Origin of the sequence: Nocardia concava NBRC 100430 (genome assembly GCF_000308815.1) — a bacterium.
GTDB lineage: Bacteria > Actinomycetota > Actinomycetes > Mycobacteriales > Mycobacteriaceae > Nocardia > Nocardia concava.
Genome location: NZ_BAFX01000103.1, coordinates 1 through 10,053 on the forward strand (window position 1 = coordinate 1; position 10,053 = coordinate 10,053).

Annotated in this window: 7 protein-coding genes and 1 pseudogene; 4 read left to right on the forward strand and 4 right to left on the reverse strand. The window is 68.7% G+C overall.

Annotation, left to right across the window (positions count from 1 at the left end):
* The 4 genes from ON43_RS24255 to ON43_RS24270 form a co-directional block, all read right to left on the reverse strand.
* A partial coding sequence (locus ON43_RS24255; protein WP_063712611.1) for an RNA polymerase subunit sigma-70 occupies positions 1 to 969 on the reverse strand: 969 nt, incomplete at its 3' end.
* A gap of 12 nt (positions 970 to 981) precedes the next feature.
* The gene (locus ON43_RS24260) at positions 982 to 1,722 is read right to left on the reverse strand and encodes an SDR family oxidoreductase (protein WP_040811067.1); all 741 of its coding nucleotides are present in this window, start codon (positions 1,720 to 1,722) and stop codon (positions 982 to 984) included.
* A gap of 70 nt (positions 1,723 to 1,792) precedes the next feature.
* Complete coding sequence (rsmD, locus tag ON43_RS24265; protein WP_040811068.1) at positions 1,793 to 2,350, reverse strand: 16S rRNA (guanine(966)-N(2))-methyltransferase RsmD; 558 nt, start codon at positions 2,348 to 2,350, stop codon at positions 1,793 to 1,795.
* A complete protein-coding gene (locus ON43_RS24270; protein WP_040811069.1) occupies positions 2,347 to 5,751 on the reverse strand; it encodes a pyruvate carboxylase in 3,405 nt (1,134 codons plus the stop codon). The genes rsmD and ON43_RS24270 overlap by 4 nt, the downstream gene beginning before the upstream one ends.
* A gap of 324 nt (positions 5,752 to 6,075) precedes the next feature.
* On the opposite strand from ON43_RS24270, the gene ON43_RS24275 reads away from it, so the two are divergent.
* The 4 genes and pseudogenes from ON43_RS24275 to ON43_RS24290 form a co-directional block, all read left to right on the forward strand.
* Positions 6,076 to 7,299 carry a DUF7373 family lipoprotein gene (locus ON43_RS24275; RefSeq protein ID WP_245568723.1) on the forward strand — a complete coding sequence of 408 codons (1,224 nt, stop codon included), beginning with the start codon at positions 6,076 to 6,078 and terminating at the stop codon, positions 7,297 to 7,299.
* Positions 7,300 to 7,303: 4 nt separating this feature from the next.
* The gene (locus ON43_RS24280; RefSeq protein WP_157514164.1) at positions 7,304 to 8,560 is read left to right on the forward strand and encodes a DUF7373 family lipoprotein; all 1,257 of its coding nucleotides are present in this window, start codon (positions 7,304 to 7,306) and stop codon (positions 8,558 to 8,560) included.
* Positions 8,561 to 8,565: 5 nt separating this feature from the next.
* Positions 8,566 to 9,756 (forward strand): DUF7373 family lipoprotein, encoded by a 1,191-nt coding sequence (locus ON43_RS24285; protein ID WP_040811072.1) that lies wholly within the window; start codon positions 8,566 to 8,568, stop codon positions 9,754 to 9,756.
* Between the two features lie 71 nt (positions 9,757 to 9,827).
* A pseudogene (locus ON43_RS24290) lies at positions 9,828 to 10,053 on the forward strand (serine/threonine-protein kinase); the annotation flags it as partial.

The following is a 10,053-nucleotide window of genomic DNA, read 5'->3' on the forward strand; positions in this document are numbered from 1 at the left end:
GTTGAACGAGGTGATGCGGGCGATTCGGGTTCCGATCAAGGTCAGAACCTGAATTCCGTACGCCTCGTAGCGATCTCCCGCGCGCTTGTAGACCACGGCCGCGGGCTGGCCGTTGGCCCGGGTCGCGACGAAGCGCCACAGTCCGGGCCGCACGATGCGGGCGGTGAGGAACCCGTGCACGGCCTCGCGACCGGTGAACCACGTTGGGATGGGCGGCATTTCCATCTCGACGTCGGCGCGCAGCAGCTCGAGCAGCGCGGCGTGGTCGGCGCGCGTGAACGCGTCGACGTAGCCGTCGAGCAACCGGCGTCGGGCTCGCTCGTCGGGTTCGGCCAGATCCTCCTGCACCGGTCCCGCCTCGGCCAGCCGGCTGCGCGCCCGCCGTAGCGCGCTGTCCACCGCGGCCGCCGTCGTGTCGAGCATGACGGCGACCTCGGTGGTCCGGAACGCCAGCACATCCCGCAGGGTGAGCACCGCGCGCTGCCGGGCGGGCAGAAGTTGCAGTGCCGCAATGAAAGCCAGCCGCACTCCGGCCCGCCCGGCCACGATCGCGGCCGGATCATCGAACCCGAACAGCGCGTCCGGCGCGGGCTGCAACCACGGCACCGAGGGCTCCCGCCCCGCGACCGTCACCCGGTGGTCATCTTCCGGCGCACCCAATCCCGACGGCAACGGCCTGCGCGCCCGCCCCTCGAGCGCCGTCAGACAAGCCATGGTCGCGATCTTGTACAGCCAGTGCCGCACCGACGACCGCCCCTCGAACCCGCCGATCCCCCGCCAAGCCCGCAGATACGTCTCCTGCACCAGATCCTCGGCATCCTGCACCGACCCCAACATCCGGTAACAGTGCGCGAGCAACTCCGGCCGATACCGTGTGGTGAGCGCCGCGAATTCCCGCTCGGACGGCACGTCGGTGCCGGAGGCGATGTCGGCGGCCATATCCGCTCCCACGGGTGCGCTGGTCTTCATGATCGCGCCGCCTCAGCCGATCTGCCGCAGCCCGGCGCCGCTCACCAAGTATTCCGCCGCGCTGGCCGGATCGCCCGCGACTTCGACGACGGCCTTGCCGACCTGCTCCGGCGTGAGCACCGGCTGCATCCCGGCGATGAAGGTTTCCACGTCGATCCCCTGCCGCGCGGCGTACCCCGCGACCCCGTCCGCGCCGATCCCGGTGGCCGGTGTCAGCTGAGGCAGCAAGGCCACGAACCGAATTCCGAGTCCCGCCCGCTCCGATTCCTCCGCGGCGTACGTCCGGATGTACCGGATGGCCGACTTCGCCGGTGCGTACCCGCCGCTCAGCGGTGACCCCTTGACCGCGGCCCCGCTCGACATGGCGATCACGGCGCTCCCCGAGCTCAACGGCTCCGTCAACGCGGCCTTGATCCACACGAACGCGTGCTTGGTATCGGTCTCCCAGTTGCGGTTGAACGTCTCCCAGCTCTGTTCGTGAATGGCCGCCAGGTGTGGCGGTGCACCCGCGTTGAGCACCAGCAACTCCGGCCGGTACACCCGGATGACCTTCTCCGCCACGGCTTCCTCGGTGGCGTCGGCGACCACCGGGACAAACCGGTCCCCGAGTTCCTCGCGCACTTCCTCGAGCGCCTCGGCGCCCCGCGCCACCCCGACGACCCGCATCCCCGAGCCGACGAGCGCCGCGGCGATCCCCCGCCCGAATCCGCGGCTCGCGCCGGTCACCACAGCCGTCCGATCAGTTTCAGACATCGCATACTCCCTACTCCGGTCCGTTCCTGTCGGTATTCAGACCAGCGGGAGTCGCGAAATCCGTCGGTGGTCAGCCTTCGAATTCGGCGAGGTCGATTCGGGTTTCGCCGTAGTCGCGGGATTTGAGGTGGGTGTAGCCCTTGGGCCAGGTGATTTCGGGGGAACGGGTGGAGCGTTCGACGACGATGAGGGCGTCGTCGTGGAGCCAGCCGTTTTCCGCGAGGGCGCGGAGGTCGGATTCGACGTCGGAGACTTCGAGGGCGTAGGGCGGGTCGGAGAAGACGAGGTCGTAGCGCTCGGGCGGGGTACCGGAGAGGACGCTGGTGACGGAGTTCTGGCGGAGTTCCGCGCCGGGGAGGCCGAGGTCGCCGATGTTGCCTCGGATGATGGTGGCGGCCTTGCGGTCGGATTCGATCATCAGCGCGTGGGATGCGCCGCGGGACAAGGCTTCCAGGGCCAGCGCGCCGGAGCCCGCGTAGAGGTCGAGGACGTGGAGGCCGTCGAAATCCATGCGGGCGTGCAGCAGGCTGAACAACGCCTCGCGGACTCGGTCGGAGGTGGGGCGGGTGCCCGCCGGGGGGACGCGTAGGCGTCGGCCCCCGGCGGTTCCGGCCACGATGCGGGTCATTCGGCGGCGGTCTCGTTGAGGTTGACGTCGACCAGGAGGTCGCCGCCTTCGACCTGCTGCACCTTGGCGATGGCCACGCGGCGGACGGTACCGGCGCGCGGTGCGGTGATGGCGGCCTCCATCTTCATGGCCTCGATGGTGCCGATGGTGTCGCCGGCGGCGATCGAATCGCCTTCGGAGACGGCCAGGGTCACCACACCGGCGAACGGCGCGGCGATATGGCCCGCGTTCGTCTTGTCGGCCTTCTCGGCGGCGGGCACCTCACTGGCGATGGACCGGTCGCGCACCGTGATCGGCCGCAGCTGCCCGTTGAGGATGCACATGACCGTGCGCATGCCGCGCTCGTCGGGTTCGGAGATGGCCTCCAGGCCGATGAGCAGGGTGACGCCCTTGTCGAGCTGGACGTGGTGTTCCTCGTCGTGGCGCAGGCCGTAGAAGAACTGGTTGGCCGAGAGTCCGGTGGTGTCGCCGTACTTCTCGCGGTGGGCGAGGAATTCGGCGGCGGGGCCGGGGAACAGCAGGCGGTTCAGGGTCGCGCGGCGCTCGTCGGAGGTGCCGTTGAGCCCGGCCTCGTCGGCGGCGGTCAGCTGGGTCTCCGGCTTGGCCGGGCCGCGGCCCTCGAGCGCCCGGGTGCGGAAGGGCTCGGGCCAGCCACCCGCCGGGGTGCCGAGTTCGCCACGCAGGAAGCCGATCACGGAATCCGGGATGTCGTAGCGGGCCGGGTCGGCGGCGAAGTCCTCGACGTCGACGCCGGAGCCGACCAGCGCCAGCGCCAGGTCGCCGACCACCTTGGAGGACGGGGTGACCTTGACCAGGCGGCCCAGCATCCGGTCCGCCGCGGCGTATTTGGACTCGACCTCCTCGAACTGGTCGCCCAGTCCGAGCGCGATGGCCTGCTGCCGCAGGTTCGACAGCTGCCCGCCCGGGATCTCGTGGTGGTAGACGCGGCCGGTCGGGCCCGGCAGCCCGGACTCGAAGGGCGCGTACACCTTTCGCAGCGCCTCCCAGTACGGCTCCAGGTCGCACACGTTCTGCAGGTCCAGCCCGGTGTCGTAGGGCGAATTCGCCGCCGCCGCAACGATTGCCGACAGCGCGGGCTGAGAGGTGGTGCCCGCCATGGGCGCCGACGCGCCGTCGACCGCGTCCGCCCCGGCCTGCCAGGCGGCGAGGTAGGTGGCCAGCTGGCCGCCCGGGGTGTCGTGGGTGTGCACGTGCACGGGCAGGTCGAATTCCCGGCGCAGCGCGCTGACCAGCGTGTGCGCGGCGGGCGCGCGCAGCAGTCCGGCCATGTCCTTGATGCCGATGACGTGCGCCCCCGCGTCGACGATCTCCTCGGCGAGCTTGAGGTAGTAGTCGAGGGTGTAGAGGTTCTCGTTCGGGTTGGACAGGTCGCCGGTGTAGCTCATGGCGACTTCGGCCAGGGCCGTGCCGGTTTCGCGCACCGCGTCGATGGCCGGGCGCATCTGGTCGACATTGTTGAGCGCGTCGAAGATGCGGAAGATGTCGATGCCGGTCGCGGTGGCCTCGGAAACGAAAGCGCGCGTGACCTTCTCGGGGTAGGGCGTGTATCCGACGGTGTTGCGCCCGCGCAGCAGCATCTGCAGGTTGATGTTCGGCACGGCCTCGCGCAGCGCGGCCAGGCGCTCCCACGGGTCCTCGAACAGGAACCGCAGCGCGACGTCATAGGTTGCGCCGCCCCAGCATTCGATGGACAGCAGTTCCGGCGTCATCCGCGCCACGTGCCCGGCGACGTCGAGCAGACCGTTGGTCCGCACCCGGGTGGCCAGCAGCGACTGGTGCGCGTCACGGAAGGTGGTGTCGGTGACCGCCACACCTTCGCGGTTGCGCAGCCACTGCGCGAAGCCCTCCGGCCCGAGTTCCAGCAGCTTCTGCCGGGTGCCGGGCGGCGGGGGCTGGGTCATGTCCAGCGCGGGCAGCTTGTCGTGCGGGTACACCTTGGTCGGCCGCGAGCCGTGCGGCTTGTTCACGGTGACGTCGGCGAGGTAGTTGAGAATCTTGGTGCCGCGGTCGGCCGAGCTCTTGAGGGTGAGCAGCTGTGGCCGCTCGTCGATGAACGAGGTGGTCACCTTGCCCGCGCGGAAGTCCGGATCGTCCAGCACCGCCATCAGGAAGGGGATGTTGGTCGTCACGCCGCGGATGCGGAATTCGGCGACCGCGCGCCGGGCCCGCGCCACCGCGGTCTCGAAATCGCGCCCGCGGCAGGTCAGTTTGACCAGCATGGAGTCGAAGTAGGCGCCGACCTCCGCGCCGACATTCGCGCCGCCGTCGAGGCGCACGCCCGCGCCGCCGGGCGAGCGGTAGCCGGTGATGCGGCCGGTGTCGGGCCGGAAGCCGTTGGCCGGATCCTCGGTGGTGATGCGGCACTGCAGCGCCGCGCCGCGAATCCGCACGGCGTCCTGGCTCAGCCCCAGGTCCGAGAGCGTCTCCCCCGCCGCGATGCGCAGCTGCGACTGCACCAGGTCGACATCGGTGATCTCCTCGGTCACCGTGTGCTCCACCTGGATTCGCGGATTCATCTCGATGAACACGTGATTGCCGCGCTCGTCGAGCAGGAATTCCACGGTGCCGGCGCAGGAGTAGCCGATCTCCTTGGCGAAGGCCACCGCGTCGGCGCAGATGCGTTCGCGCAGTGCGGGATCCAGATTCGGCGCGGGCGCGAGCTCGATCACCTTCTGGTGGCGGCGCTGCAGCGAACAGTCGCGCTCGAACAGGTGCATGACATTGCCGTGCTGGTCGGCCAGGATCTGCACCTCGATGTGGCGGGGATTGACCACCGCCTGCTCGAGGAAGACGGTGGCGTCGCCGAAGGCGGATTCGGCCTCGCGCGCGGCGGCCTCGATGGACTCGCGCAGCTGGGCCGGATCGGCGACGCGGCGCATACCGCGCCCGCCGCCACCGGCGACGGCCTTCACGAAGAGCGGGAACTCCATCTCCTCGGCGGCGGCCATGAGCGCGTCCACATCCGAGGACGGTTCGCTCGAACGCAGCACCGGCAGCCCGGCGGCCTTGGCGGCGGCGATGGCGCGCGCCTTGTTACCGGTCAACTCCAGCACGCTCGAGGACGGGCCGATGAAGGTGATGCCCTCGGCCGTGCAGGCGGCGGCCAGGTCCGGGTTCTCCGACAGGAAGCCGTAACCGGGGTAGACGGCGTCCGCGCCCGCGGTCTTGGCGGCCTTGATGATCTCCTCGATCGACAGGTACGCCCGCACGGGGTGGCCGGGTTCACCGATCTGGTAGGCCTCGTCGGCCTTGAGCCGGTGCACGGAGTTGCGGTCCTCGTACGGAAAAACCGCCACTGTTCCGATGCCGAGTTCGTAGGCCGCGCGGAAGGCGCGAATGGCGATCTCGCCGCGGTTGGCGACCAGGACTTTGGAGAACATGCGTAGAAGGTACCTGCCCGCGGATACGGTTCGGGCATCGAAGTCCCGTTCGGTGCAATCTTCACAGACCGGGCGCGGCGCTTGCGAATTTGTGTTAATCACCGCGATACATCCCTGCCGGTGAGGGTTGCGGCGCTCCGACCACCGAATTCGCCGACTTGTTAACGACCGGTAGCTCCGCGGCGCGGCGGGCGGGTCCCGCATACCGAGACGCGGCCGCGTCCGGATCGCCGCGGGATCGTGTCCGATGCCACAGCGCCGTCACGCAAAGGCGCGCGAGAAGTGTTGGGCGACGGTAAAATCCGGGCCGGGAGGAGGGGCTTGGTGAGAGCGATCGCGTCGCGCATGCCATTTCGGTCGTGGTTGCGCACGCCGTTGTGGGTCTTCGCCGCGCTCGTGCTCGCCACCGTGACGGCCTGCACCACCAGCGTCGCGGGCACGCCGGTGCGGCAGCAGACCGATCCCGCGAGCCTCGAGGTCGGCAACTATCAGACCACCCCGCGCGTGGTGGGAAACGCCAAGACCGACAAGCAATCCCGCATCCGCGAATCGCAGCGGCTCTCGGATTATGTGGCGCTGCCGTTCGAGTCGGATCGGGACTACACCTACGAGTGCTCCAACGGTGTGCGCTCGCATCTGGTCACCAATCACAAGGGCCTGGGCGACATCCTGATCAACGACACCTTCGACGATGTCGCCCATGATCTGCGCGGCGGCTGGGTCAATACCTGGTGCTCGGGCAGCGACGACGACGAGAAGCATCGCAAGCTCAGCATCGCGGTGCTGGAACTGCCCGACGCGGGGCGCGCGGCGGAGGTCGGGCCGACGCTCGAGCAGGACGACTTCACCTACAACATTGACAACCGTCCGGTTGCGCTGCCGAAATACCCTGACAGCAAGGCACATTGGCGGCCCAATGTGGCCTCGCTGGGCTCCTGGACCGTGCACGACCGCTACGTCGTCTTCATCAAGATCGTGGACGAGTTGGCCGCCGCGCCGGACCTGCCCGACATGACCGGGCGCACCGAGCGCATGCTCGATGTGGCGCTGCCGCTGCTGGAGAAGTTCACCCCGACGCCCGCGGACAAGTTCGAGCACATGCCGCTGGATCCGGACGGCATCCTCGGGCGCACTCTCCCCTCCAATCCCCAGTTGCCGATGCGCCCGGACCCCGACGGGGCCTATACCGGCCGCGGCGCGATCCAGAGCCTGGACGGCACCGACCTCGACTTCCTGACCATCGGCGATATCGACCAGGTCGGCTACGGCGACGCCCTGGTGTTCCACAGCAGGACCGGGAAGGCCGCGGCCGCGCTGTGGGACAAGTGGGATCCGGTGCGCAATCCGGAGGACGGTCACCAGGCGATCGCGCCGCCACCGGGATTCCCCGGCGATGTCGGCTGCTTCGCGATCGTGAAGAACGGTTACACCATGTTCCACCAGTGCACATTTCACGTGGACCGGTACAACGTGCAGGTCGGCGCGTCCAATGTGGTGGTGCTGTACCAGATGACCTCGGCCGAGTACGTGCTGGTGACGAGCAGGTGATCGGGTGAGACGAATTCGCGAATTCCGCAGGTGGCGTGCCGGTTTGCTGGTGATCGTCGTGATGGCCTCGGTGGCGGCGTTCGCCGTCGCGCTGGCCTCGTCCACGGTTCCGGGGCATGCGATGCCCGGGATGACGGCGCCGGATTGGCCGAAACTGGTTGTGGGACCGTATCCTTCGGCCCCCATCGACTACGACCCGAACTACGGCCTGCCCGAGGACGTGTATCGGATCGAGTCGCGGCGGATGTTCACCTACCTGGCGAGTCCGGAGGAAATCGATTCCGATGTCACGTTTTTGGGCGGGGCCCGCACCCTGGACACCTCCGAGCTCAATTTCGGCGACCCCGACGATCCGCTCGGCACCGATGCGCCCTTCCCCAAGAGCTGGCTGCCGATCGTCCAGCAGCAGCGGCTGATCGCGGGCGCCTACATCTGGCGCAACAACAACAGCGTGCGCGCCCGCAAGCACATCACCCTGGCGCTCATGCGATTTCCGACCGAGCAGGCCGCCAAGGCCGCCAGCGACGGGTTCGCCGATGCCCTGGCCGAGCCCGGGCTGCACTCGATTCCGATCGACGGGCTCGACGCGCGCGCCTCGTCGGTCAGTGACGCGCGCGGGCAGATCTTCGCGGCGCACGGGGTGTACGCGATCCTCGGGCACGCGGTGATTCCGCAGGCCGACCCGACGGCGCTCGGGCAACGACTGAAGGCCATGCTGCAAGCCCAGCTCGCCAAGCTGACCGATCTGAAACCGACTCCGCTGGAGGACATCCCGGATCTCGGCGCCGATCCGGACGGCCTGCTGCGCATGACGCTGCCCAACAAGTACGACCAGGCCGACGAGGACGGATTCAGCTCCGCGCAGGGCGGAATCTACAGCCCCGCCGGAGCACTGCATTACGAGCGCGACGCGGTCGCCGCGCGCAAGGCGTACACGGCGGCGGGGGTCGATCTCGTGGCCCGCAATGGCGCGATCGTGTACCGCACCAGGGATCTGACCGCGGCCTTCGGGCTCCAGGCGGCGCTGACCAAACCCGGCCGTGACGACGACGTGCTGCCGAACATGCCGGGACTGCCGGACTCCTCGTGCCTGAAATTGGATGAGCCCGAACCGATTCGGCGGATCAGCTATCTGTGCGCGGTGGTGTACGGCCGGTATGTCGCGGTGATCGGCGCGGTCGCTCAGTTCAGCGGCGGCGAACCGGCCTCGTTCGCGCAGCGGGTGGCGGCGCAGTATTCGATGCTGGCCAGGAGCGGATAGCGATCATGGGTAGCGCGCGATCATTCTCCGGCCGAATTCTGTTGCTGGCCTTGGCGACCACGCTGGCGGCGGCCTGCGGCGGGAGCGACGGCCCGCCCACCGCGCCCGCGGCCAAGGTTCCGACCGTCGATGTCTCACTGCTGGATCCGGGCAACTATCCGGTGGTGCCGCGGACCATCACCGGTAGGAGGCCGGATATCACCGTGGGTGATCTGGTGCGGGAATCGATTCGGATGGCCGAGCATGTGCCGTTGGTGTACGAGATCGACGACCGGCTGGTGATCGGCGGAGGCGGGCACGGGGTGACGGCCGATTACCCGCCGATGGGCATCGACAATTTCAATGACGGGGCGCCGGGGCTGATCGCCGGCTGGGAGACCAGCGGACGGCATCGGCAGGATGTGTCGCTGGGGCTCGAACTGGAGATCACGGTCCTGCGGTTCACCCAACCCGCGCAGGCCGCCGCCGCGGCGAATTTCCTGGTGAGCCGGGACGATCCGGAGTATCCGAACAAGGGTCCGCTGACGGTGCCGGGATACCCGGCCGCGAAATCGGTCCTCACCAATCTGGAATCCGTGAATACCCTGTACGCGCAGGACGATTACCTGTATTGGATCTGGGCCGAGGATCAGCTCACCGTGCCCGAGGGACCGGCCGCGCTGCTCGAGGCGACCCGCAAGACCCTGGACCGCACCATCGAATCCATGAAGGGCTTCCAGCCCACCCCGATCTCCGGGCTCGCGGGCCTGGCCGCCGATCCGGAGGACCTGCTCAGCCGCACCCTGCCGCCGGCCCGGGGCGATTCGCGCGGCACCGAGGGCGTGTACTCGCCGCACGCCGCCCTCACCCTCGACGATCGCCCGGCGACCTCGAAACGCGCCTTCGACGACGCCGGCGTAGATCTGGTGGCGCACGGGCTCAGCGGGATCTACCGGACCAAGGATGCCGCGGGCGCGCAACGCCTCATCGGTGCCTTCGTGGACGAGCTGGCCGACCGCTACAAGCCCGTCGATCCGCCGCCCGGCCTGGCGACCGCCCACTGCCTGCAGGTCAAGAACGACAATGTCGCGGGCGCGAAATACGTCTGCTACCTGCCGTATTCGCACTATATGGCCGAGGTCTGGGCCGAACAGTCCCAGGACCTGCACCAGCGTCTGTCGGCGCAGTACGAACTACTCGCCTACGGTCACATTTGAGGCCGGGCCGGGTCCGGGGAACATTGCTACATTCGAGAAGTCGGGATCCCGGCAGCATGAGGAGGACGTGAATGCCGTTGCAGCCCGGCACCGTCGTGGGCGGCTATCGGATCATTCGGGTACTCGGCAGTGGTGGGATGGGCACTGTTTACCTGGTGCAGGACCCGATGTTCCCGCGGCGGCTCGACGCGTTGAAGGTGCTCAGCGCGGATCTATCGCATGACGAGCATTACCGGGCCCGGTTCGAGCGCGAGGCGAATCTCGCTGCCGAGCTTGATCATCCGAATATCGTCACCG

Bases quoted from the DNA above. Each gene is read 5' to 3' on its own strand.
- ON43_RS24260 (WP_040811067.1), bottom strand. From the start codon at position 1,722: ATGTCTGAAACTGATCGGACGGCTGTGGTGACCGGCGCGAGCCGCGGA.
- rsmD (WP_040811068.1), bottom strand. From the start codon at position 2,350: ATGACCCGCATCGTGGCCGGAACCGCCGGGGGCCGACGCCTACGCGTC.
- ON43_RS24270 (WP_040811069.1), bottom strand. From the start codon at position 5,751: ATGTTCTCCAAAGTCCTGGTCGCCAACCGCGGCGAGATCGCCATTCGC.
- ON43_RS24285 (WP_040811072.1), top strand. From the start codon at position 8,566: ATGGGTAGCGCGCGATCATTCTCCGGCCGAATTCTGTTGCTGGCCTTG.